This is a genomic window from Streptomyces sichuanensis, assembly GCF_020328095.1.
GTDB classification, from domain to species: Bacteria; Actinomycetota; Actinomycetes; order Streptomycetales; family Streptomycetaceae; genus Streptomyces; species Streptomyces cinnamoneus.
The window spans coordinates 22,501-46,408 of sequence record NZ_JAIXMK010000087.1 but is presented as its reverse complement, the minus strand read 5'-3'; the positions used below and the strand labels follow the sequence as shown (position 1 = coordinate 46,408).

The following is a 23,908-nucleotide window of genomic DNA, read 5'->3' as shown; positions in this document are numbered from 1 at the left end:
ACAACGTGCTGGTCTTCCCCGGCGTCTTCCGCGGCCTGCTGGACGCGCAGTCGCGGACGGTGAACACGGACATGATGCTGGCCGCGGCCCGGGCGCTCGCCGATGTGGTCGCCGAGGACGAGCTCAACGCGAACTACATCATCCCCAGCGTCTTCAACGACAAGGTCGCAGGAGCGGTCGCGGGCGCCGTCCGGGAGGCCGCCAAGGCCGCCGGAGCCGCTGTGACGGCCACCACGACGGTCTGACGCACGGCGCGTCGAGTGGCGCGACGCTCCTGGGCCCCCCATAAGGTGTCGGGCAGGCATCGGGCCGCAGAAATGCGGCTGCATCCGAGGCTGTGGCGCTGGCCGTGGCGCTTTCCGTGTGACTCTCCAGGGTGCCGGATTGGCTTTCCCGCCACTGGTGGGGGCAGGATGCGTAACCGGGCGCGAGGGTCTGGCAAACGGACCCGGGTCCGGGGACTGTCCGAGGGCCCTGGCAGCATCGGCTTCGATCTCACGCCTCATTGGCAAGAAGAACACGGGAGTACAACATGAACCGCAGTGAGCTGGTGGCCGCTCTGGCCGACCGCGCCGAGGTGACCCGCAAGGACGCCGACGCCGTTCTGGCCGCCCTCGCCGAGACCGTCGGCGAGGTTGTCGCCAAGGGCGACGAGAAGGTCACCATCCCCGGCTTCCTGACCTTCGAGCGCACCCACCGTGCCGCTCGGACCGCGCGCAACCCGCAGACGGGCGAGCCGATCCAGATCGCTGCCGGTTACAGCGTGAAGGTCTCCGCGGGCTCCAAGCTCAAGGAAGCCGCGAAGGGCAAGTAAAGCCTCGGGCGCTGCGACCAGCGCCTCGAAAGCCTGAAAGGGCGGCCGTCCCGGTCCGGGGCGGCCGCCCTTTTGCCGTCCGTGAGGGCCTGTCAGCCCCGTGACGGGCCGTAGAACACGAAGAAGCCCGTACGGACCATCGAAGGTCTGTACGGGCTTCAGACGGCCTTACGGGACGTCAGTCGACGTTCTCCTCAGGGCCGGTGGTCAGCCGGTGGTCAGCTGGCGTCGCCGCCGGGCATCTCCACGTTCGCACCCAGGTCGCGCAGCTTCTGCATGCTGTGCTGTCCCGGGGGGTGACCCCCGGACCCCCAGCCGGGGGCCGGTGGTCAGTTGGCGTCGCCGCCGGGCATCTCCACGTTCGCACCCAGGTCGCGCAGCTTCTGCATGAAGTTCTCGTAGCCACGGTTGATCAGGTCGATGCCGTGGACCCGCGAGGTGCCCTCCGCGGCCAGGGCCGCGATCAGGTACGAGAAGCCGCCGCGCAGGTCGGGCACGACCATGTCGGCGCCCTGCAGCTTCGTCGGGCCGGAGACGACCGCGGAGTGCAGGAAGTTGCGCTGACCGAAGCGGCAGGCGGAGCCGCCCAGGCACTCGCGGTAGAGCTGGATGTGGGCGCCCATCTGGTTGAGCGCGGACGTGAAGCCCAGGCGGGACTCGTAAACCGTCTCGTGGACGATCGACAGGCCGCTCGCCTGCGTCAGGGCCACCACCAGCGGCTGCTGCCAGTCGGTCTGGAAGCCGGGGTGGACGTCCGTCTCCAGCGCTATGGCGTTGAGCGAGCCGCCCGGGTGCCAGAAGCGGATGCCCTCGTCGTCGATCTCGAAGGCACCGCCGACCTTGCGGTAGGTGTTGAGGAAGGTCATCATCGACCGCTGCTGCGCGCCGCGGACGTAGATGTTGCCCTTGGTGGCCAGCGCGGCGGACGCCCAGGAGGCCGCCTCCAGGCGGTCGGACAGCGCGCGGTGGTTGTAGCCGCCGAGCTTGTCGACACCGGTGATCCGGATCGTCCGGTCGGTGTCCATGGCGATGATCGCGCCCATCTTCTGCAGCACGCAGATGAGGTCCTCGATCTCCGGCTCCACGGCCGCGTTGGACAGCTCCGTGACGCCCTCCGCCAGCACGGCGGTCAGCAGCACCTGCTCGGTCGCGCCGACCGAGGGGTAGGGCAGGCGGATCTTGCAGCCGCGCAGTCGCTGCGGGGCCTCCAGGTACTGGCCGCCCTCGCGCTTCTCGATCGTCGCACCGAACTGGCGCAGGACCTCGAAGTGGAAGTCGATCGGCCGGCCGCCGATGTCGCAGCCGCCCAGGCCCGGTATGAAGGCGTGGCCGAGGCGGTGCAGCAGCGGGCCGCACAGCAGGATCGGGATGCGCGAGGAGCCGGCGTGCGCGTCGATGTCGGCGACGTTGGCGCTCTCCACGTACGTGGGGTCCAGCACCAGCTCGCCGGGCTCGTCACCGGGGCGGACGGTCACACCGTGCAGCTGCAGCAGGCCGCGCACGACGCGCACGTCACGGATGTCGGGGACGTTGCGCAGCCGGCTCGGACCGTGCCCGAGCAGCGCGGCGACCATGGCCTTGGGGACCAGGTTCTTCGCGCCGCGGACGCGGATCTCTCCCTCAAGCGGAGTACCGCCGTGGACAAGCAGGACATCGTCAGGGCCGGTCATGGATCTCGCGTTCCTGGAGTTGGGCAGGGGGCAAGAAGAAAGGGTAATGGGACCGGAAGGCCGTTCTGCCGCCCCGGAGGGGCCTTCTGCACGTCATGGGTTTGTCACAACACTCTGCGTATATGGAATCGTCGCTACCGGTTATCGCCGGGTCGCTGCCGGTCATTTGCGCGGGCGCTGCTCTCGTACGCCCCCCTGCCGCCCCCGCCACATTGCCGCTGTCCACTCCCCGAACGGCCCCGATATGGGGGATCATGGCGCCATGGCCGAGGTGTCCTCGCTCACAGGACGACTGCTCGTCGCGACACCGGCACTCGCCGACCCGAATTTCGACCGTGCGGTGGTGCTGCTGCTCGACCACGACGAGGAGGGATCCCTCGGCGTGGTCCTGAACCGGCCGACCCCGGTCGGCGTCGCCGACATCCTCGAATCCTGGGCCGCGCTGGCCGGGGAGCCGGGAGTGGTCTTCCAGGGCGGGCCCGTCTCGCTGGACTCCGCCCTGGGCGTGGCGGTGGTGCCGGGGGAGGCGCACGACCAGGACGGCGCGCCCGGCGCCGACGACGGGCCCCTGGGCTGGCGCAGGGTGCACGGCGCGATCGGGCTGGTCGACCTGGAGGCCCCGCCGGAGCTGCTGGCCACCGTCCTGGGCTCGCTGCGGATCTTCGCCGGCTACGCGGGCTGGGGCCCGGGACAACTGGAGGACGAGCTCGTCGAGGGCGCCTGGTACGTGGTCGAGTCCGAGCCGGGTGACGTGTCGTCCCCCGATCCGCAGCGGCTGTGGCGGGCCGTACTGCGGCGTCAGCGCAACGAACTGGCGATGGTCGCCACCTATCCGGACGACCCGAGCCTCAACTGACGGGGTCCGGCCCCAGTACCCTTGGGGACCATGAGCACTCTTGAGCCCGAGCGCGGGGCAGGTACCGGCACCCTCGTAGAGCCGACACCGCAGGTGTCGCACGGCGACGGCGACCACGAGCGCTACGCCCATTACGTCCAGAAGGACAAGATCATGGAGAGCGCGCTCTCCGGCTCCCCGGTCGTCGCCCTCTGCGGCAAGGTCTGGGTGCCCGGGCGCGACCCGAAGAAGTACCCGGTCTGTCCGATGTGCAAGGAGATCTTCGACGGCATGGGCGCCGGCGGGGACGACAAGGGCGGCAAGGGCGGCGACAAGAAGTAGCCACCGGCTGCTCAGCCCGGGCTTTCGACGGCTCCCGGGGCGCGAGGTCGCGCTCCGGGAGCCGTTTGCGTGCACGGGGGCCGTTTGCGTGCACGGGAGCCGTTTGCGTGCACGGGGGCGTTCGTGATGGCGGGAGTCGTTCGGGCCGGTGGCGGACGCCGGCGGACGGGCACGTCGGCAGGGGCCCTGCGGCCCCTCTTGGCCGACGGGAGTCTTGCCCCGCGCCTGCTGCGCGGCTAGGACGGACGCATGCCGCACGAGCTGATCCCCTCCCCGCGACGAGTCGCAGAGATCCCGCCCGCCGGTCTGTACGTGCTCGACGACGAGACGCTGATCGAGGCCGGGCCGGGTACGGAGGGCGTCGCGCGCTGGCTGCGCGCGACCGTCGGGGCCGCCACCGGCCTGCCCCTGCAGCCCGGCGACGACAGCGACAACCGCATCGCGCTGAGCATCGACCCGGCCGTCGAGCGACAGCTCGGCCCCGAGGGCTACCGCATCGTCGTCGACGGCCACGCCCTGCGCATCCACGGCGGCAGCGCGGCCGGACTCTTCTGGGCAGCCCAGACCTTCCGTCAGATGCTCGGCCCGGACGCCTTCCGCCGGGCGCGGGTGAGCCCGCGCCGCGAGTGGACCGTGCCCTGCGTCGTCGTCGAGGACGCACCCCGCTTCGCGTGGCGCGGCGTCCTGCTCGACGTCGCCCGGCACTTCATGCCCAAGGACGGCGTGCTGCGCTACCTCGACCTGCTCGCCGCGCACAAGCTCAACGTCCTCCACCTTCACCTGACGGACGACCAGGGCTGGCGCATCGAGATCGAGCGCTACCCCCGGCTGACCGAAGTGGGCGCGTGGCGCGCCCGGACCAAGGTGGGCCACCGGGCGTCGCCGCTGTGGGACGAGCGGCCGCACGGTGGTTATTACACGAAGGACGATATTCGCGAGATCGTCGCGTACGCCGCCGAACGGCACATCACGGTCGTCCCCGAAATCGACGTCCCCGGCCACTCGCAGGCCGCCATCGCCGCGTACCCGGAGCTGGGCAACACCGACGTCATCGACACCACCACCCTTTCCGTCTGGGACACCTGGGGCGTCAATCCGAACGTACTCGCCCCCACTGACAACACCCTCGCCTTCTACGAGAACGTCCTCACCGAGGTCCTCGAACTCTTCCCCTCGCCCTTCGTCCACATCGGCGGCGACGAGTGCCCCAAGGAGCAGTGGAAGGCGTCGCCCGCCGCGCAGGCGCGCATGGCGGCGGAGGGACTGGCGGACGAGGACGAGCTGCAGAGCTGGTTCATCCGCCACTTCGACCGGTGGCTCGCCGAACGCGGCCGACGGCTCGTCGGCTGGGACGAGATCCTTGAAGGCCGGCGGCAGGGAGGAAGCCTGGCGCCCGGCGCCGTCGTCTCCTCCTGGCGCGGCCTCGCCGGCGGCATCGCCGCCGCCCGCGCCGGCCACGACGTCGTCATGTGCCCGGAGCAGCAGGTCTATCTGGACCACCGGCAGGCCGCCGGCCCCGACGAGCCCGTACCCATCGGCTACGTCCGCACCCTGGAGGACGTCTACCGCTTCGAGCCCGTACCGCCGGAGCTGACGCAGGAGCAGGCCGCGCACGTCCTCGGCGCCCAGGCCAACCTCTGGACCGAGGTGATGGAGACCCAGCAGCGCGTCGACTACCAGGCGTTCCCCCGGCTGGCCGCCTTCGCCGAGACCGTGTGGTCCGCCCTGCCGGCCTCCGGCGCCCGCGACCACGCGGACTTCGAGCGCAGGATGGATGCGCACTACCGCCGCCTCGACGCCCTCGGCGTCGACTACCGGCCGCCCGGCGGCCCGCGTCCGTGGCAGCGCCGGCCCGGCGTGCTCGGACGCCCGATCGAGGGCGCGCCCCCGATCGTGTGAGGCGCGCGGCAAGGTGACGAACCGTGGGGTGGGGCCCTGGCACGGTGGTCCTTCACACACTGCCGTAAGCCGCCGTAAGCCGCACAAGGATCCCCGAAGCATGGCAATGCGCCCACAATGCTCACAGTGGAGAGAGTGCCCCAACTCGGACTTTCCTCCCGAGTTGGGACGGCCCGGCGGTTCGCGGACCCTCGCGACGGTGGACCCGGAAGATGTGCCAGAGTTGCCACGTCCGGGCCGACAGCACGTACCGTACGGCGAGACCTGGCGGAACAGTCGGGACCACCGGGGAAGGGGCAGCTGGGTTGACCACGCACGCACCGCAGGCGGCGCACACGGTGACGTTGCCGGGCTCGCTCGACGAAGCCGTGGCGGCGCTGTCCGCCATGCCCACAGCCGTGCCCGTCGCCGGCGGCACCGACTTGATGGCCGCCGTCAACGCCGGACTGCTGCGACCCGCCGCCCTCGTGGGCCTCGGCCGCATCAACGAGATCCGCGGCTGGCAGTACCAGGACGGTGCCGCCCTGCTGGGCGCCGGCCTCACCCACGCCCGTATGGGCCGCCCCGACTTCGCCGCGCTCATCCCGGCGCTCGCGGCCGCCTCCCGCGCCGCCGGCCCGCCCCAGATCCGCAACGCCGGCACCCTCGGCGGCAACATCGCCTCCGCCGCGCCGACCGGTGACGCGCTGCCCGTGCTCGCCGCGCTGGAGGCGTCGCTCGTCATCGCGGGCCCCGGCGGAACGCGGCGCGAGATCCCCGTGGGCCGGCTCCTCGCCGGCCTCGACATGCTCCGGCCGGGCGAGCTGATCGGCTACGTCCGCGTGCCGCTGCTGCACGCCCCGCAGACCTTCCTCAAGGCCACCGGCCGCACGGGACCGGGCCGCGCCATCGCCTCCGTCGCCGTCGTCCTCGACCCGGCGCGGCGCAGCGTGCGCTGCGCGGTGGGCGCGGTGGCGCCGATGCCGCTGCGGCCGTTCGACGCGGAGCGCTGGGTCTCCTCGATCGTCGACTGGGACGGCGAACGCACGCTCGCCCCGGACGCCCTCACCGCCTTCGGCGACTACGTCGCGGCCGCGTGCATCCCCGACCCGGCCCCCGCGCAGTCCGCGCTCGACGGCACCGAGCCGGGTACCCTGCCGCCGGCCGTGCTGCATCTCCGTCGTACGGTGGCGACTCTGGCCCGCCGAGCACTGGGGAGGGCACTCGCGTGAGTGACGAACAGCAGCGACACAGCCATGTGCCCACGCCGGGCGGGGGCGGCTGGCAGCCGATCCCGCAGGGCGCCGGGCTCGACGCGGAGGGCACGACCTTCCTCCAGCTCCCGCCCGAGCTCCTGGCCCACCCGGGCCCGGCGGGCGGTACGGACTCCTGGGGTCCGCTGGCGGCGCCCGGTACGGGCTACACGCCGCCGGCCTACCCGCCCCCCGCTCACACCGCGCCCGCGGCGGACCCGTGGCAGCAGCACGTGCCCGCCACCGCGCCGGAGCCCGTCGCCGAGCCGGTCCCGGCCCCGGCCCCGGCGGGGGCGAACCCGTGGGACGCCTACGAGACGTCCTACGGCCAGCACGCACCGGGCACGGTCGACGGCGCCGCTGCCGACCCGTACGGCACGCATGGCGCGAACGGCCTGCACGGCATGGACGTGCACGGTACGGACGGCCACGGCCTGGACCTGCACGGCATGGACGCCGCCCACGGCCTGGACGCGCAGGGCACGGACGGCCACGGCCTGGACGTGCACGGCATGGACGCCGCCCACGGTCCGGACGTGCACGGCACGGACGGCCACGGCACGGACCTGCGCCACGGCACGGATCCGCACGGCGCCGACGCGCAGGGCGTGGGCGGCATGGCCGACACCGCGGAATGGGCCATGCCGTTCGCCGCGGACGCCGGCGACGGCGTCGCCGAGGCGGTGCCCGGAGCCGGTGCTACCGGACAGTGGTCGGTCCCGGCCGCCGGGGACGACGCGGTGGACGAGTCCGGCGAATACGCCCTGGGCGGCCCGGACGTGCAGCGCGGCTACGGCCTCGGACCGGTCGACGCCGTCACCGGTACGGGCGAACATCCCATCGCCGAGTGGACGGGCGAAGCGGAGGCCGCGGACGAGCCCGGACGGCCGGCACCGGCCGACGGCGCGGGCGCTGAGGCACCCGCACCGGCACCCGCATCCGTACCCGCACCCGCACTCGACGCGGAGCCGCAGCCGGCAGCCGAGCCGGAGCCCGCCCCCGTGTCCGTACCCGTGCCCGAACCCCGCGCGGAGGCGGAGCCGGAAGCCCGGGTGGAACCGGCGGCGGAAGCGGAATCCGGCGCCCAGGCATACGCCGCCGCCGGGCCCGGTGCCGACACGTACCCGCCGGTGGACGACCACGGTCACGGCCACGGCCTCGACGGCGGTCTCGGCCTCGACCAGGCGCACGGGCTGCCCCTCGCGCACAACGAGCACCCCTGTGCCTCGTACGTCCTCAGCGTCAACGGCACCGAACGTCCGGTGACCGACGCCTGGATCGGCGAGTCGCTGCTGTACGTCCTGCGCGAGCGCCTCGGCCTCGCCGGGGCCAAGGACGGCTGCTCGCAGGGCGAGTGCGGTGCCTGCTCCGTACAGGTCGACGGCCGGCTCGTCGCCTCCTGCCTCGTACCCGCAGCGACCACCGCCGGATCGGAGATCCGCACCGTCGAGGGCCTGGCCACGGGCGGGCAGCCGTCCGACGTGCAGCGGGCGCTCGCCGAGTGCGGTGCCGTGCAGTGCGGCTTCTGCGTGCCCGGCCTCGCCATGACCGTGCACGACCTCCTTGAGGGCAACCACGCGCCGAGCGAGCTGGAGACCCGGCAGGCCATCTGCGGCAACCTCTGCCGCTGCTCCGGCTACCGGGGCGTGCTCGACGCCGTGCGCCAGGTCGCCGACGAGCGCGCTGCGGCGGCCGCGGCCCTGGAAGAAGCCCAGGAACAGCAGCAGCCGGAGACGGACACGGCGCACATCCCGCACCAGGCGGGCCCGTACGGCGACGGCCAAGCCGGTCCCTACGGCGACGGCCAGGCGGCTCCCTACGACGAGGGCCAGGCGGGCCCGTACGGCGACGGCCAGTCGGATCCGTACGGCGGCGACAGCGGCACTGGAAGGGCAATGGCATGACGGGAATGGGCGGGACGGCCGGAATGGGCGGGACGGGGGGCACGACGGGCGCGGGCGACATCCCCGCCTCCGTCCTCACGGCCTCCGCCGTGCCCCCCGCCGCCACCGAGGCGCCGTTGCGCGGCCTCGGCGTGTCCCTCCCGGCCGCCGACGCGGCCGCCAAGACCCAGGGCACCTTCCCGTACGCGGCCGACCTGTGGGCCGAGGGCCTGCTGTGGGCCGCCGTGCTGCGCTCCCCGCACCCGCACGCCCGCATCGTCTCGCTCGACACGTCGGCCGCCGCGGCGATGCCGGGCGTACGGGTCGTGGTGACGCACGCGGACGTGCCCGGCGACGCGGCCCACGGCCGGCGCATCGCCGACCGGCCCGTCTTCGCCTCCGACCTCGTCCGCTACCACGGCGAGCCGATCGCCGCCGTCGCCGCCGACCACCCCGACACCGCCCGGCTCGCGGCCGCCGCCATCGCGGTCAAGTACGACGTGCTGGAGCCGGTCACCGACCCGGAGCAGGCGTTCGCCGCCGAGTCGCTGCACCCCGACGGCAACCTGATCCGCCACATCCCGCTGCGCTTCGGCGACCCGGACGTGGTCGGCGAGGTGATCGTCGAGGGCCTGTACCGCATCGGCCGTCAGGACCCGGCGCCCATCGGCGCCGAGGCCGGCCTGGCCGTACCGCGCCCCGACGGCGGCGTCGAGATCTACACCGCCTCCACCGACCCGCACGGCGACCGCGACCTGGCCGCCGCCTGCTTCGGCCTGGAACCCGAGCGCGTCAAGGTCGTCGTCACGGGCGTGCCCGGCGCGATGGGCGACCGCGAGGACGTGGGCATCCAGCTGGCGCTGGGCCTGCTGGCGCTGCGCACGGGCCACCCCGTGAAGCTGGCGGCGACCCGCGAGGAGTCCTTCCTCAGCCACGCCCACCGCCACCCGACGCTGCTGCGCTACCGCCACCACGCGGACGCGGACGGCAAGCTGCTGAAGGTCGAGGCGCAGATCCTGCTCGACGCCGGCGCCTACGCCGACTCCTCGTCGGAGGCGCTGGCCGCGGCGGTCGCCTTCGCCTGCGGCCCGTACGTCGTCCCGCACGCCTTCGTCGAGGGCTGGGCCGTCCGCACGAACAACCCGCCGTCCGGCCATGTGCGCGGCGAGGGCGCGATGCAGGTGTGCGCCGCGTACGAGGGCCAGATGGACAAGCTGGCGGCGAAGCTCGGCCTGGACCCGGCCGAGGTGCGCATGCGCAACATCATGGCGACGGGCGACCTGCTGCCGACGGGCCAGACGGTGACCTGCCCGGCCCCCGTCGCGGAGCTCCTGCGCGCGGTGCGCGACTACCCGCTGCCGCCGCTGCCGGTGGACGACCCCGAGGACGACTGGCTGCTGCCCGGCGGCCCCGACGGCGCGGGCGAGCCGGGCGCGGTGCGACGCGGCGTCGGCTACGGCGTGGGCATGGTGCACATGCTGGGCGCGGAGGGCACGGACGAGGTCTCGACGGCCACGGTCAAGGTCAGCGGTTCGGTGGCCACGGTCATCTGCGCCGCGGTGGAGACGGGCCAGGGCTTCACGACCCTCGCCCGGCAGATCGTCCAGGAGGTCCTGGGCATCGACGAGGTGCACGTCGCGCCCGTCGACACCGACCAGCCCCCGTGCGGCCCGGCGGCCCACAGCCGCCACACATGGGTCTCGGGCGGCGCGGTGGAGCGGGCGGCGAGGATGGTCCGTACGCAACTGCTGCAGCCGCTGGCCCACCAGTTCGGCATGTCGACGGAGCTGCTGACGATCGCCGACGGCAGGATCACCTCGTACGACGGCGTGCTGAGCACGACGGTCGCCGAGGCCCTCGACGGCAAGGAACTGTGGGCCACGGCCCAGTGCCGCCCGCACCCGACGGAGCCGCTGGACGACACCGGCCAGGGCGACGCGTTCGTGGGCATCGCCTTCTGCGCGGTGCGCGCGGTGGTGGACGTCGACGTCGAGCTGGGCTCGGTGCGCGTGGTGGAGATGGCGGTGGCCCAGGACGTGGGCCGCGTCCTCAACCCGGCGCAGGCCAGGGCCCGCATCGAGGCCGGCATCACCCAGGGCATCGGTGCGGCGCTGACGGAGAACCTCCGCACCAGCGCCGGCCAGGTCCGCCGCCCCGACCTCACCTCGTACGCCCTCCCGACGGCGCTGGACGTACCGGACATCCACATCGTCAAGCTGGTCGAGGAACGGGACGTGGTCGCCCCGTTCGGCGCGAAGGCGATCAGCGCGGTGCCGGTCGTCACGTCCCCGGCGGCGGTGGCGGGCGCGGTCCGCGCGGCCACGGGCCGCCCGGTCAACCGCCTCCCGATCCGCCCGCAGACGGCGGCGGGTGCGCCAGGGGCTTGAGTACCCGTACTCAGGTGAGTGTCACCGCCCGTCAGTAGTCTTGTCGCGACCAAGATTCTTACGGGTAGGGGAGTGGGGCGGACGTGGGCTCGGGCTCGGGTGGGGACGCGAGACTGCTGAAGACGGAACTGGAGTCGCTCAAGGGCTTCAAGGGCCAGGTGGACGAACTCCTGACCTTCCTCCAGGGCTCCTGGGCCGCCCCCCAGCGCATAGCGGAGAGTCACCTGACCCCCGCCCAACTCGGGGCGGGATTCGCCGAGGTCGACTCCCTCTACAGCGCGTACAACGAGGTCCACGGCCAGCTGAAGACCCTCTCCCAGCTCCTGAACGACCAGATCGAGGCCCTGGGCACGGCAGTCCACGCGGCCCGCGTCGGCTACGCCAACGTCGACGCCGACCTGCGCGCCCGCATGTGGGCCATCCAGGCCCGCACCAAGGAGCTCTACGAGCCGAGGCTGGACCCGAACGCCCGGGCGGCCAAGTCGCGCGCGGGCACAACGGAAGCACCGGCACAGGCCCACGGCAGCACTGCAGGAGGCATCTGATGGCGACACCCCCGACCCCGTCCGGCGGCGTCAGCCCCCTCATCAGCCGCCCGAGCAGCGGCCTGTTCACGACGTCGGACTTCGAGTCCATGACGCACGAACAGCTCCGCGCGATGGTCGAACACGCCCGCCCGGCCGAGACGGCCCAGCTGGGCGCCAAGCTGACGGTGGCCGCCGTGGCCATCACGAAGCTGGGCGAGCAGCTCAAGGAGCACATGGCCGGCGTGAAGTGGGAGAGCCTCGGTGGCGATGCCTTCCGCGAATGGGGCGCGGACATGGCCAATGCGACGCTGCGCCTGGGCGAGTTCAGCCAGAACGCGGGCACGTGGATGGCGCACGCGGCGGAGACGCTGTCGAGCGTCAAGTCGTCGATGCCGGCGGTCTCGGCAGCGTCGAAGACGACCCTGGACGCGTACCGCAGCAACAACCCGGGCCAGGTGGGCGCGATCCCTTCCCCCGCCCTGTCGGACCAGAGCGGCGGCCTACAGAAGCCGGGCCCGTCCCAGAAGGATGCCTACGCGGCCCAGCAACAACTGGAAGCAGACCGCGCGGAGGCGGCGCAGCTGATGCGGAAGCTGGCGCAGTCCTATGCGTGGTCGGCACGGAACATGACGGGGGCGGAGCGGCCTACGTTTCCGCCTATGCCGTTGGGGGAGCCGCCCTCGTCGGACCCGATTCTGGGCAAGGAATACGTTCCCGCTCCAAGCAGCGGCGCGCAGTCTTCCCCTGCCAGGGGAACTGGTCAGGTAGTGCCTGGGTCGTCTGGTGGCGGCTTGCAGCCAGCGGTTGCAATGGACAGGGACAATTCCGGCCGGTTCGGGGCCGGTGTTGGCAGCGTGGCGTCGGGGCCTCATGCCGAGGTGCCGCCTGTGTCTATGGAAGTGGATGGTGGCGTTGCAGAACCGGCACATGCGGCGACGCTGCCCCTTGGCGCGACTACAACGGGGACGCCTAATCAGGGTGGGGGCACGAACAGCGGCATCCCCTTGCCAGTAATTCCCAGCGTGGCGCATGCTTCCGCTGCCCCGCCAGCTCCCGGCATGGGCCGCATGTTGCCGGGCACAGGTGGGCCGAGGGGGGGAGTCGTTACAAGTACCCCCGGACGAGGATCCGTCAGTGGGCTCATCCCAGGTATTCCTGGGATGCCTAACGACGGCGTCATCGGCGGCAGGCCCGTGACCCGCTTGCCGGGACAGATGCCGACTCAGGCGTCGCGAGCGACGGTCGTTGGAGCAGAGGGCAGCCAAGGACGCTCGCAGGTGGGTTACGGCGCGCATGCGATGCCCCCGGGGACCTCTGTTGGTCGGGTAGGGGCAGGCGGGGGAGCTGGCCGACGTTTGGCGTCCGAACCCGGCGGGGTGGTGGGTGGTCGCAGGCAAGAGCGACATGGCGTGTCGAGAGACCAGACGTTCACCCCGGGAGGTACGGGGCTAGTGAGAAGCCCGGTTGGCACTGACCAGGGGAAGAATCCCCGCGGTGCTCGGCAAGGACAGCGCCCTGACTACTTGATGGAGGACGAAGAGACTTGGGCTGCAGGAAGCCGCCGTGTCGCTCCTCCCGTCATCGACTGAATTAGGCAGGCACAGGAGAAAGCCATGGGTGGATTTCCGACGTCCAGTCTTGGGGGAGCAGTAGTGTGTGGTGCCGCTGCTTTTCTCGCTCTCGCTATCTGCTCCAAACCTGCTCAGGCAGACACGATTCGTTCCCAACAGTGGCACCTGAGCGCGATGCGAGCCGAAGAGATGTGGCAAAAAAGCACAGGGGCCGGTGTAACTGTGGCTGTCATTGACACGGGAGTCGATTCGGGATTTCCGGACATCCAGGGGCAAGTTCTTCCTGGTAAGGATTTCTCAGGTGTAACTGGAGATGCTCAGTCGGACTATGACGGACACGGGACGGACATGGCCGTCCTGATCGCTGGGACAGGGAGAGGTAACGGGGGGTCTGGGGGATTTGGCCTTGCGCCGGGAGTCAAGGTCCTTCCACTGCGAGTTTTGAGTAGCAGTGCCCCCATCGAACGACTTCCCCTGGGTGACCCCATGGCGTCGGCGATTCGCTATGCAGCGGATTCCGATGCGAAGGTCATCAATGTTTCGATGTCTGCGCCGACGGCAAGCGCGAAGCAAGAGGAAGCTGTGAGATATGCCATCTCGAAGGGAAAGTTGATCCTCGCTGGCACCGGTAATCGTGGCGAAAAGGGCGAGCCAGTGGGTTATCCGGCTGCGATTCCAGGAGTGGTGGCAGTAGCTGCGGTTGATCAGGACATCAAAGCGACCGCTGAATCCCAACGTGGGCCGGAGGTAGATCTCGCCGCTCCCGGCGACAACATGATCTACACCTGTAAGGGTGGGACTGGTGTGTGCCGCGGCCACGGCACAAGCGCAGCCACCGCCCTAGCTTCCGCCTCCGCCGCCCTCATCTGGTCCGCCCACCCCGACTGGACGGCAAACCAGGTCCTCCGCGTGCTCATCAACACCGCCGGCGGCCCCAAAAGTGGTGAGAAGCGCAGCGACAGCATCGGCTACGGCGTCGTTCGCCCTCGCATCGCACTGAAAGACCCCGGTGACCCCGGCCCCCCGAACGTGAGCCCGCTCCCCGAACTCGCCGCAGTCTCAGCTACTCCAGCCCCCACCGCCGGAGGCACCGGCACTCCCCAAGCCGCCGCCGACAAGAGCGACGGCAACACCAAGCGCAACGTCCTGATCGCCGGCATCGCCCTGGCCGCCGTCGCGGTGATCGGCGTTCCCCTGCTCATCTTCGCCACACGCCGCCGCACGCACTCACCCCGGTAGACGTCACCGAGACTCTGCCAACCAGCCGCTCCCATTCACCCATCACCCGAGGTCACGATGACGGACGCCCAAATCCCCCCGCAGAGCAAGGAGGCCCACATACTCCTGGCCTCCGCCGGCTCCGGAGGCGGCGGAGGCGGCGGAGGCGGCGATGCGCACAAGGCAAGCGTCCGCCCCTGGACCACCGCCAGTGGCGTCGCCGGTGAGCTGCACCAAGGGATGGACTCGGCCGTCAGAGACCTCGGCCACGCCCACGACGGCATCAAGACCGGCACAGCCGGCTTCGCGAGCGCGGCAGCACTCAGCGGAATCCTCGGCGGCTGGGAAGCGCGCCTGGGCGCCGTCCGGGCCGCCTGCCAGCACCTCGACGGAGCACTCAAGGAAGCCGGCGTTAAGTTCGGCGAGAACGAGGCCGCGGTGAAGGCGTCGTTCGAGGGCGCCGGCACCAAGTCGAAGATCGACGACTACAGCCGGGCCCGGTGACCGGCCAGTGGTGACCATCGACGAGTTGAAGAACCTGGACACATCCAAGTTCACCAGGGCCGCCGACGGCTGGAGCGCGGTCAGTAACCGTGCCGCCGCGTCCCGGGGGCGTGTGGACAACGAGATGCTCGGCAAACTCAGAGGCACTCAGAAGGGTGACGCCGCCAAGGCTGCGTTGAAAGACCTCGACCAGCTCAGTGCCAACTATCGCTACATCCACTCCGAGTGCGGACTCGTCCGCACAGCCCTCAGCGGCCTGGCCGAAGAACTGGCGGCCCCGCAGCGGAAGCTCAAGCAAGCGCTTGAGGAAGCTCAAAGCCTGAAGTTCACGGTCAAGCCCGACGGCTCGGTCGAGTACACGAAGACGGCGAACACGCCCGCCCCCCTCGCCCCGACGCCGGCTGCCCCTGGCGCCATGCCCTCCCTGCTGAAGCCGGACAGCACCCCGGACCCCAACCAGGCCAAGGCCCAGGACATCGCGAACCGCATTGGTGAGGCGCTCAAGGAAGCGACCGAGATCGACGGCCGGTACGCCAGGGCACTGACAAAGCTCAACACCGATGGGAATCTGAAGAATACGGACCCGTCCGACGTCGCGCGTGACGTCAGTGACGTCCGCGCCGCCGCCGGCAGGCACTTCTCAGACTCCAAGATCCCCAAAGGTAAGTCTCCCAAAGAGAACGCCCAGTGGTGGAAGAACCTCCCCCAGGCTGAGCGTGACGAATACACCGCGCTTTACCCGGCCAGCATCGGCGCCCTCGACGGCCTACCAGCCACTGTCCGCGACGAAGCCAACCGTATCGTGCTCCAGCAAGAGTATGACGCGGCGAAAGAAAAGTCAGAGTTTCTAAAAAGCCATCCGCCAGAGAAGTATGAACAGCGCATGAATGCCAGGTTTGGCAGGCGTATGGGGGCAAAGGACCAGATCACTCCCGAGTGGAGGGAATGGGAGAGAGAGAAAAAGCGGGTGGCCGATCATATCGAGGGCATGAAGGCGATCCAGAGTCGGTTCGAGGCAACTGGAGACAACGGTTTGCCGGACGCCTATCTCCTAGGATTCGACACCAAGGGCCTGGGGCGTGCTGTGGTCGCCAATGGTAATCCCGACACTGCAACCCACACGGCGGTTTATGTCCCGGGCACGACAGCTAAACTGGGCAGCGTGGACGGTGACATTCGGCGCATGACTGATCTCTGGCGCACCACGAACTCCATAGCGGGGCCACAGGAAGTCTCAACGATTACTTGGATGGGGTACAGCGCCCCGCAAAACGCCCACCCTTTCGAGAAGGGTGAAATTATCCCGTCGGCTGCTTTTAAATCTTACGCCCATGAAGCAGCACCCACGCTGAACAGCTTTCTCGGCGGTCTGCGAGAGGCTCAGGGTGGAGCCGACAAAAGTCACACGACCATAATTGGCCATAGTTATGGAACCACAGTAATTGGGGATGCCTCGCGTAAGGGTGATCTTGGGGTCGATGACATCGTATCCGTTGCGAGCCCTGGAATGCTGGTGAAACATGCCGACCTCCTGGACGCCCCCAAGGGTCACGTCTGGTCGGAAGCAGCTGCATTCAGCAAGGATAAGGTACCTGCTGGAGGAAAGGTCGTAAATCTCGGCGGCTGGGAGCATTCCGACCCGGCGTTCGGGCTGGTTCCCATGCCGCCCCATCCAGTCGTCCCATCCGATAGAGAATTTGGCGCCAATATAATGGCGACAGATTCAAATAGTCATGGAGATTACTGGAAAATGGGCTCGGTTAGTCTAAGGAACCAAGCAGCTGTCGTCGTTGAGCAGTACGGTGAGGTGAAGCGTGGCTGAGAAACCAGGCTCTCGGACGCGCGTCGGGCAGCGAGTCGTGTGCTCTCTTCTGGTTGTAATGGCCGTGTGGGCCGCGTCGGGATGTGAGGATATGAAAGAATCCAGCAAGGATGAAAGCTCCACCCCAGAGGTGCGCGATATTGAGATCGCTCAGAGGCAGGCCAAGGATCTTTCCAGTCAAATTTTGGAGTCGATGGGGCTGAGGGGTCGGACGAGTAATCCTGGGCCGGGCGTGGCCGTGTGTGAAGAGCGGGACAGTAAGTACTTCTACAGGATTCACCACCCCTGGTCTTTGTGGGGCCCTCCGGTCTCGGATATGAAAAGCGCCATGGATCGATTGAAGGTAAACCTCCCTGAGCGGGGTTGGAAGGTTACTAGCTACGGGGCCAATGAGAGTAGCGCAGCCAAAAGCCTCGAGTTGACTGCCGATGCTCCGGGGCAAAAATTTGCGATAAATGTAACGCTCTTCAATAAGGATCAGTCCGGTGAATTCGATGGACCGCGGGCGAGCAAGGAGTCGCGCATCATGGTTGACCTCGTTTCTGAATGCTTCAGGGTCCCTGAGGGTAAGAAAGTGGATAGGTACTGACCGGCGGGCGCCTGCCGTCGCGGCTGTTTTGTTGACTCTGACCTGCTTGGCGGGATATGGCTCTACATATTTCGAGCCTGATAAGCCTGAGGCACAGCCCACTGCGCGTGACCTGGGAACGGTTTATCCGAGAGCTGCAATGAATGAAGTGGGCAGCCTGTCGAGTGGAATCCTCGACAGCACGGGGCTGCATGGCGAAGTCACGGATGGCGGGCCGGCGCCAGTGACATTCGACAAGCCGAATGGACGATTTACCGTCCAGCGCGACTGGTCGATCTGGAAGCTGTCGCCAGATGCCCTGACAAGCGGCTTCGAGCGACTTCACCAGGAACTCCCGAAGCACGGTTGGAAGATCACACACTACGGGCCTGCGAACTCCAAGGCGCAGCAGCTTCAGATCAAGGCGCGCCACGAGAAGGACGGCTCCTTCCTCTTCGCCGAGCTTCTGACCAGGAGCACGAGACAGGGCGCCGATGCCACATCCTCGAAGACGGATCTCATCAGCTTCACAGTCACTTCCCCCGCCTATAGGGCCCCCGACGGCGTTGACCCCAATGGCTACTGACCCCTCCACGACAACAGCCCATAGCGCTCCAGGTTTCGCTTGATGACCGACTCCCCACCCACCCGCTCGCCCCTCGCGCATCAGATAGCCGCCGTCCACGCCCACCAAGGTCACCCCGCATCCCTCGTAGGAGAGTTCCGCCGCGCCGCCGTGCTCGTGCCGTTCGATGAGGCGGGTGGGCTCTGGGCGGTGGAGTACGGCGGGGTTCGTTGGGTCTGTGCGTTCACTGACGAAGCGGCTCTGGCCCGGTTCGCGGTGGAGCGTGGTCTGGCCGAGGGGCAGGAGTGGCGGTATCTGTCCGTGTTCGGTGCGCGGTTGCTCGATGTTGTCGTCCCTCAGGTCGGCGGGCCCGCCGGAGTGGCTCTGGACGTCGGGAGTGAGCGGCCGATGATGTTCCCGCCGGTGCGGGGGATCGTGCCGGACGCGGTGGCGCTGGACGCTGCAGAGAATCGTTTCGCCAATCATGTCGAGGGAGCAGCAGCACAGTGAGCGGTGGCGCCGGCATAGAGGCGAGCAATGCCGCCCTCAGAGACGTGGCCAAAAGCATCAACGCCGCGATCGGCGAGATGAAGACCGTGGCGGGGCCGGGCGCGGCCGCCGTCGGTCGCGGCTTCGACGAACTCGCCCTGTCCGGTCTGGCGGCGGGGCACGAGGGCCTGGCGGCCTCGCTCAAGACCTTCTGCAACCGGTGGGACTGGGGAGTCCGCGCCCTGGTCCAGGACGCGAGCGAGTTCGCGCACCGCGTGGGGCTGGCGGCGGGCTACTACCGGGAAGTGGACCAGTACCTGAAGGACACCTTCAAGGTCACCGTCAACGCCGCCATCGGCAATCCGCACCTGACGGAGGACCAGGTCGAGGCCATGTCCGTCAAGGACGTGCTCGCCGACAACCCCATCACGGCCGTCCGTGACGCCGACTACAGCGGCGAGTCCTTCGCCAAGGCGGGCGAGAACGCCAAGGAGTCGTGGTCAAGGGCGGTGGAGGACGTCCAGAGCAGCACGGTCGTACCCGGCAGCCCGCAGTCCGGTTACAAGATGGCCCGGGAAATCGCGAGCAAGATCGAGGACTATCGATGAGCGGCCCCTGGGACCTGGCCGAGCAGGGCTTCAACAAGGCGGGCGAGCTCGTCGAGAAAGGATTCGACGACACCAAGAAGGCGGCCGGCAAGGTCGTCGACAAGGGCACCGACATCGTCGCCGGTGGCCTGGACGCGGTCGGTGCGCACGGGACCGCCGACAAGGTCGAGCGCTGGGGCGACGAGACCGCTTCCGACCTCGGCGCCGTCGTCGGGGAGCATCAGCTCGGCCAGAGCGAGGACCCCAAGCAGCTGGTGCACGGCGACGTCGGGCAGATCGAGGCCACTGTCACCCACCTGCGTAACTTCCACCGCTCCTTCAACGGCACGCATGACGCCTTGCGGCAGGTCCGCGCGACCGGCTGGAAGGGCGAGGGCGCGGACGCCTTCACCACCGCCTTTGTCGAGCAGCCGAAGAAGTGGGCCCAGGCCGCCGACGCCTTCGACGCGGCAGCCCGCGCCCTGGAGTCGTACGCCCACACCGTCACCTGGGCGCAGAGCCAGGCGAGGGAGGCGATACAGCTGTGGAAGAGGGGGCACGAAGCCAACAAGAGGGCGATCGACGACTACAACGCCCAGGCGATCGCCTACAACCTGAAGCTCAGCCACGCCCAGGACCCCGGCCCCCGGCCCGAGAAGCCCGGCAAGCCGGGCAAGGCCGACATGGAGGAAGCCCAGCGGCTGCTGGCCGATGCCCGCAGGCAGCGGGACGCGGCGGCGGACACGGCGAAGTCCGCGATCGAAGGCGCGGTCGCGAACGCACCGAAGACCCCGAAGTTCTCCGACCGGATGAAGGCCGACGTCCTCGACCTGCGCGACGGCGGCATGGTGGAGGGGATGCACTACGCCGGCGGTGTATGGCGCGCGGGTACGGACACGTTGAGGACCGTGCGCAGCGTGAACCCGTTCGACGTGCACAACCTCACCCACCCCGCGGATTACCTCACCGGGCTTTCCGACACCGCCACGGGCATCCTGTCCCTCGCATCGCACCCCGAGCGGCTGCCCGGCGTGTTGCTCGGCGACGGCTGGGGCACGGACCCCCGGGAGGCGGAGGGCCGGCTCGGCGGCAACCTCGCGCTGGCTCTGGCCACGGGCGGCGGAAGCGCCGGCGCGCGGGCAGGGGTGACAGCCGGTGCGAGGGGGGCGACACAGCGGGCGGCAGCCGAGGCCGCGACCACCAGGAGCGGGCAGGCGGCGGTCGGGAGCGAAGCGCGCGCGGGCGCACGGGGCGCGGCCGAGAGCGGGACGCGCACGGCGGGACGGGAGACTGCCGAGGGCCAAGCGCGTGCAGCGACGGAGGAGGCGGCCGAGAGCAGTACCCGCACCACCGCGCAGGAGGCCGCCGAGGGCGAGGCCCGTGCGGCAGGCACGACGCAGGAGACGGCCGAGTCCGGCGCATCAAGGGCCGGCGCCCACGACGGAGCGGGCGCGGAAACCGGCGCCGAGCGGGGCGCGGCACGGGCGCACGCCGACGAGAACCCGGAGGCCACGGGACAGGCGGACGGACAGAAGACCGTCGGCAACACGGACCCGGTCGACCTCGCCACGGGGTACATGTTCCTGCCCCAGACTGACGTCTCCCTGCCCTCGTCGCTGCCGCTCCTCTTCACCCGCCGCGTGCATTCGCACTACCGGGCGGGCCGCTGGCTGGGACGTTCATGGGCGAGCACGGCGGACCAGCGCCTGGAGATCGACTCCCAGGGCGTGGTGTTCGTCTGCGAGGACGGCAAGCTGCTCCGCTACCCGCACCCGGCACCGGGCGTTCCGACACTGCCGACGAACGGCCCGCGCTGGCCGCTGACCTGCGCCGAGGACGGCCACGGCTACGTCATCACCGACCCCGCGAGCGGCCGCACCTCGCACTTCGCGCTGTACGGCGGCGATCTGGCCCTGCTGGAGCAGATCTCGGACCGGAACGGTCACTGGATCACCTTCGAGTACGAGGCCGACGGCACGCCGATCGCGATCGCCCACAGCGCCGGCTACCGCATCCGCATCACCACCGAAGCCGGCCGCATCACCGCGCTGCACCTCGCAGGCGGCGGCACCGACGGCTCGGACGCCGAGCTGATCCGCTACGGCTACACCGACGGCAACCTCACCGACGTCGTCAACTCCTCCGGCCGCCCCCTGCGCTTCGGCTACGACGAACGGCGCCGGGTCACGTCGTGGACCGACCGCAACGGCAGCCACTACACGTACGAGTACGACGACCGCGACCGCTGCGTCTTCGAGAGCGGTGCCGAGGGCCACATGGCGGCCCGCATCGAGTACGGCGAACCGGACCCGCGGACGGGCCTGCGGACGACGACCCTCGTCGACGCGCTGGGCCAGTCCCACCAGCACGTCTTCAACGACGCGATGCAGCTCGTCGCCGAGATCGACCCCAACGGCGCCGTCACGCGCATGCAGTGGGACCGCCACGACCGGCTGCTGTCGCACACCGATCCGCTGGGCCGCACGACCGCGTACCGCTACGACGCCGACGGCCGCCTGACGACCGTCGTACGCCCGGACGGGCGCGAGGCCACGGCGACGTACACCGAGCACGGCCGGCCGGAGACGGTGACCGGCGCGGACGGGACCGTCTGGCGCTACACCTACGACGCGGCGGGCAACCGTACGTCGACCACCGACCCCGCGGGCGCGGTCACGCAGTACGCGTACGACGAGGCGGGTCATCCGGCGTCGGTCACCGACGCCCGGGGCAACACGACGCGGCTGCGGTGCAACCGGGCCGGCCTGCCGGTCGAGGTGACCGACCCGCTGGGCGGGGTGACCACGTACCGGCGCGATGCCTTCGGCCGGGTGACGGCCGTCATCGACCCGCTCGGTGCCATGACGCGCATGCAGTGGTCCGTGGAGGGCTATCTCGTCCGCCGCGTCGAACCGGACGGCGCGTCGCAGGCGTGGACGTACGACGGCGAAGGCAACTGCGTCACGCACACGGACGCGGTGGGCGGCGTCACGACGTACGAATACACGCACTTCGACAAGATCTGCGCCCGGACCGGGCCGGACGGGGTGCGGTACGCGTTCGAGCACGACGCGCTGCTGCAGTTGACGCAGGTCAGGAACCCGCAGGGGCTGACCTGGTCGTACGCCTACGACCCCGCGGGCCGCCTGGTGTCCGAGACGGACTTCGACGGCCGGACCCTGACGTACGCGCACGACGCGGCCGGACAGCTCACCGCCCGCACGAACGGGCTGGGGCAGGAGATCACGTACGAGCACGATGTGCTCGGCCGGATGGTGGCGAAGAACGCCGACGGCGCGGTCACGACGTACGCGCACGACGCGGCCGGCCGCCTGTTGGAGGCGGCGGGACCGGACGCGACGCTGGTGTACGGCCGGGACCGGTTGGGCCGCGTCAAGTCCGAGACCACGAACGGCCGGACGCTGACGTTCGGCTACGACGAACTGGGCCGGCGGACCCGTCGCGTCACGCCGGCCGGGGCGGTCAGCACGTGGACGTACGACGCGGGCGGCCGGCGCGCCTCGCTCACGGCGTCAGGCCGTACGTTCGACATCGAGCACGACGCGGTGGGGCGCGAGATCGCGCGGCACTTCGGCAAGGACGTCACGCTGGCCCGGGAGTGGGATGCGGCGGGCCGGCTGCGGTCGCAGACGGTGACGGCGGGCGGTGTGTCGGTACAGCGGCGGAACTACCGCTACCGCCGGGACGGCTACCTCGTGGGCATCGACGACCGCACCTTCGACCTGGACGCGGCAGGCCGCGTGACGGCGGTGACCGCGCCGGACTGGCAGGAACGGTACGCCTACGACGAGGCCGGTAACCAGACGGACGCGTCGTGGCCGTCCGGTCACCCGGGCGCGGAGGCCCAGGGTGCCCGTGAGTATGCGGGCACGCGCATCGTGCGGGCGGGCGGGGTTCGCTACGAACACGATGCTCAGGGGCGGGTGGTCCTGCGACAGAAGACCCGCCTGTCGCGGAAACCGGACACGTGGCGCTACGAGTGGGACGCGGAGGACCGCCTGACGGCGGTGGTGACGCCGGACGGTACGCGGTGGCGGTACCTGTACGACCCGCTGGGCCGTCGCGTGGCGAAGGAGCGGCTCGCCGCTTCGGGTGAGGTGGCGGAGAGGGTCGACTTCACGTGGGACGGCCCGACGCTCGCCGAACAGACGACGACGGCGGGGAACCTCCCGAACCCGGTCACGCTGACGTGGGACCACGACGGCCTGCGCCCGGTCGCGCAGACGGAACGAATATCGGCGGCGGATGCGCCGCAGCACGAGATCGACAGCCGTTTCTTCGCGATCGTCACGGACCTGGTCGGCACGCCGAGTGAACTGGTCGACGAGTCGGGCACGGTGGCGTGGCGCACGCGCGCGACGCTGTGGGGCACGACGACGTGGCCGCGCGACAGTGCGACGTACACGCCGCTGCGTTTCCCGGGCCAGTACTTCGACCCGGAGACGGGACTTCACTACAACTTCCATCGGCACTACGACCCGGAGACGGGGCGGTACGCGTCGGTGGACCCGCTGGGGCTGGCGCCGGCGCCGAATCCGGCGGCGTATGTCCACAACCCGCACCATGTGGCCGATCCCTTTGGGCTAGCACCCTATTCAGAGCCCGGGCCTGTCGAAAGAGTTCCCGAGGAAGAACTTGGGACGCTCATGCATTACACCAATGAAAAAGGGTACAACGGAGTCTTGGAAAGCAACGAGTTGTGGCCTTCCTTGAAGGCTAACAGTCCGAAGGATGCGCGATTCGGCGACGGGCAGTATTTGTCTGACATACAGCCGGGGAGTAAGACTAGAGGGCAGCTTTCGTACGCCTTCTTTCAAGTTCCTTGGGCGGGTGCAAGATTTACCCACTTCGTCGAAATAGATGTGAGGGGGCTGGAGGTGATGCGGTCTGTTGAGCGGCCTGATGTGTACGTTATACGCAACTCGGAATCGCTTGACTTGACCGATAGGATCGTGAATCACGGAAGGAATTGAG

The 23,908-nt window shown here is 69.8% G+C and carries 18 protein-coding genes; 17 read left to right on the top strand and 1 reads right to left on the bottom strand.

Going from position 1 to position 23,908, the window contains the following annotated elements:
• On the top strand, window positions 1-245 hold a 245-nt coding region (locus tag LE181_RS23160), incomplete at its 5' end, for a malic enzyme-like NAD(P)-binding protein (RefSeq protein ID WP_308103270.1).
• Between the two features lie 287 nt (window positions 246-532).
• A complete protein-coding gene (locus LE181_RS23155; RefSeq protein WP_004951951.1) occupies window positions 533-814 on the top strand; it encodes an HU family DNA-binding protein in 282 nt (93 codons plus the stop codon).
• Between the two features lie 329 nt (window positions 815-1,143).
• On the opposite strand, the gene murA is transcribed toward LE181_RS23155, so the two are convergent.
• Window positions 1,144-2,484 (bottom strand): UDP-N-acetylglucosamine 1-carboxyvinyltransferase, encoded by a 1,341-nt coding sequence (murA, locus tag LE181_RS23150; RefSeq protein WP_225663418.1) that lies wholly within the window; start codon window positions 2,482-2,484, stop codon window positions 1,144-1,146.
• A gap of 262 nt (window positions 2,485-2,746) precedes the next feature.
• Between murA and LE181_RS23145 the strand changes: the two genes are divergently transcribed.
• The 15 genes from LE181_RS23145 to LE181_RS23075 all read left to right on the top strand — a co-directional run bounded on the left by LE181_RS23145 (window position 2,747) and on the right by LE181_RS23075 (window position 23,907).
• Window positions 2,747-3,340, top strand: a complete 594-nt coding sequence (locus LE181_RS23145; RefSeq protein WP_225663417.1) for a YqgE/AlgH family protein — start codon at window positions 2,747-2,749, stop codon at window positions 3,338-3,340.
• 30 nt (window positions 3,341-3,370) lie between these two features.
• On the top strand, window positions 3,371-3,661 hold the full coding sequence (locus LE181_RS23140) for a DUF3039 domain-containing protein (RefSeq protein WP_109281359.1): 291 nt from the start codon (window positions 3,371-3,373) through the stop codon (window positions 3,659-3,661).
• A gap of 249 nt (window positions 3,662-3,910) precedes the next feature.
• Window positions 3,911-5,560, top strand: coding sequence for a beta-N-acetylhexosaminidase (locus LE181_RS23135; RefSeq protein ID WP_225663416.1), 1,650 nt, complete (start codon window positions 3,911-3,913; stop codon window positions 5,558-5,560).
• 305 nt (window positions 5,561-5,865) lie between these two features.
• Window positions 5,866-6,771 carry an FAD binding domain-containing protein gene (locus LE181_RS23130; protein WP_225663415.1) on the top strand — a complete coding sequence of 302 codons (906 nt, stop codon included), beginning with the start codon at window positions 5,866-5,868 and terminating at the stop codon, window positions 6,769-6,771.
• Entirely contained in the window at window positions 6,768-8,696 is a 1,929-nt protein-coding gene (locus tag LE181_RS23125; protein WP_225663414.1) for a 2Fe-2S iron-sulfur cluster-binding protein, read from the top strand. The genes LE181_RS23130 and LE181_RS23125 overlap by 4 nt, the downstream gene beginning before the upstream one ends.
• A complete protein-coding gene (locus LE181_RS23120) occupies window positions 8,693-11,062 on the top strand; it encodes a xanthine dehydrogenase family protein molybdopterin-binding subunit (RefSeq protein WP_372458466.1) in 2,370 nt (789 codons plus the stop codon). Before LE181_RS23125 ends, LE181_RS23120 begins: the two co-directional genes overlap by 4 nt.
• 83 nt (window positions 11,063-11,145) lie before the next feature.
• On the top strand, window positions 11,146-11,607 hold the full coding sequence (locus LE181_RS23115; protein ID WP_225663413.1) for a DUF2563 family protein: 462 nt from the start codon (window positions 11,146-11,148) through the stop codon (window positions 11,605-11,607).
• Between the two features lie 1,595 nt (window positions 11,608-13,202).
• Window positions 13,203-14,399 carry a type VII secretion-associated serine protease mycosin gene (mycP, locus tag LE181_RS23110; RefSeq protein ID WP_308103265.1) on the top strand — a complete coding sequence of 399 codons (1,197 nt, stop codon included), beginning with the start codon at window positions 13,203-13,205 and terminating at the stop codon, window positions 14,397-14,399.
• Window positions 14,400-14,456: 57 nt separating this feature from the next.
• Window positions 14,457-14,882: a hypothetical protein gene (locus LE181_RS23105; protein ID WP_225663411.1), complete on the top strand. Its 426-nt coding sequence runs from the start codon at window positions 14,457-14,459 to the stop codon at window positions 14,880-14,882.
• 10 nt (window positions 14,883-14,892) lie between these two features.
• The gene (locus LE181_RS32505; RefSeq protein ID WP_225663410.1) at window positions 14,893-16,704 is read left to right on the top strand and encodes an alpha/beta hydrolase; all 1,812 of its coding nucleotides are present in this window, start codon (window positions 14,893-14,895) and stop codon (window positions 16,702-16,704) included.
• A gap of 91 nt (window positions 16,705-16,795) precedes the next feature.
• A complete protein-coding gene (locus tag LE181_RS23095) occupies window positions 16,796-17,293 on the top strand; it encodes a hypothetical protein (RefSeq protein WP_225663409.1) in 498 nt (165 codons plus the stop codon).
• A 148-nt stretch (window positions 17,294-17,441) separates the two neighbouring features.
• On the top strand, window positions 17,442-17,858 hold the full coding sequence (locus tag LE181_RS23090) for a hypothetical protein (RefSeq protein WP_225663408.1): 417 nt from the start codon (window positions 17,442-17,444) through the stop codon (window positions 17,856-17,858).
• Window positions 17,859-17,900: 42 nt separating this feature from the next.
• On the top strand, window positions 17,901-18,347 hold the full coding sequence (locus LE181_RS23085; RefSeq protein WP_225663407.1) for an SseB family protein: 447 nt from the start codon (window positions 17,901-17,903) through the stop codon (window positions 18,345-18,347).
• A 44-nt stretch (window positions 18,348-18,391) separates the two neighbouring features.
• Window positions 18,392-18,934: a hypothetical protein gene (locus LE181_RS23080; protein WP_225663406.1), complete on the top strand. Its 543-nt coding sequence runs from the start codon at window positions 18,392-18,394 to the stop codon at window positions 18,932-18,934.
• A complete protein-coding gene (locus LE181_RS23075) occupies window positions 18,931-23,907 on the top strand; it encodes a putative T7SS-secreted protein (protein WP_225663405.1) in 4,977 nt (1,658 codons plus the stop codon). The genes LE181_RS23080 and LE181_RS23075 overlap by 4 nt, the downstream gene beginning before the upstream one ends.
• The last annotated feature ends 1 nt before the right edge of the window (window position 23,908 follow it).

What these genes read in the sequence shown, in the direction of transcription:
- murA (WP_225663418.1), bottom strand. Translation starts at nt 2,484, where the DNA reads ATGACCGGCCCTGACGATGTCCTGCTTGTCCACGGCGGTACTCCGCTT.
- LE181_RS23095 (WP_225663409.1), top strand. Translation starts at nt 16,796, where the DNA reads ATGAAAGAATCCAGCAAGGATGAAAGCTCCACCCCAGAGGTGCGCGAT.
- LE181_RS23135 (WP_225663416.1), top strand. Translation starts at nt 3,911, where the DNA reads ATGCCGCACGAGCTGATCCCCTCCCCGCGACGAGTCGCAGAGATCCCG.
- LE181_RS23140 (WP_109281359.1), top strand. Translation starts at nt 3,371, where the DNA reads ATGAGCACTCTTGAGCCCGAGCGCGGGGCAGGTACCGGCACCCTCGTA.
- LE181_RS23085 (WP_225663407.1), top strand. Translation starts at nt 17,901, where the DNA reads ATGACCGACTCCCCACCCACCCGCTCGCCCCTCGCGCATCAGATAGCC.
- LE181_RS23120 (WP_372458466.1), top strand. Translation starts at nt 8,693, where the DNA reads ATGACGGGAATGGGCGGGACGGCCGGAATGGGCGGGACGGGGGGCACG.
- LE181_RS23075 (WP_225663405.1), top strand. Translation starts at nt 18,931, where the DNA reads ATGAGCGGCCCCTGGGACCTGGCCGAGCAGGGCTTCAACAAGGCGGGC.
- LE181_RS23105 (WP_225663411.1), top strand. Translation starts at nt 14,457, where the DNA reads ATGACGGACGCCCAAATCCCCCCGCAGAGCAAGGAGGCCCACATACTC.
- LE181_RS23155 (WP_004951951.1), top strand. Translation starts at nt 533, where the DNA reads ATGAACCGCAGTGAGCTGGTGGCCGCTCTGGCCGACCGCGCCGAGGTG.
- mycP (WP_308103265.1), top strand. Translation starts at nt 13,203, where the DNA reads ATGGGTGGATTTCCGACGTCCAGTCTTGGGGGAGCAGTAGTGTGTGGT.
- LE181_RS23145 (WP_225663417.1), top strand. Translation starts at nt 2,747, where the DNA reads ATGGCCGAGGTGTCCTCGCTCACAGGACGACTGCTCGTCGCGACACCG.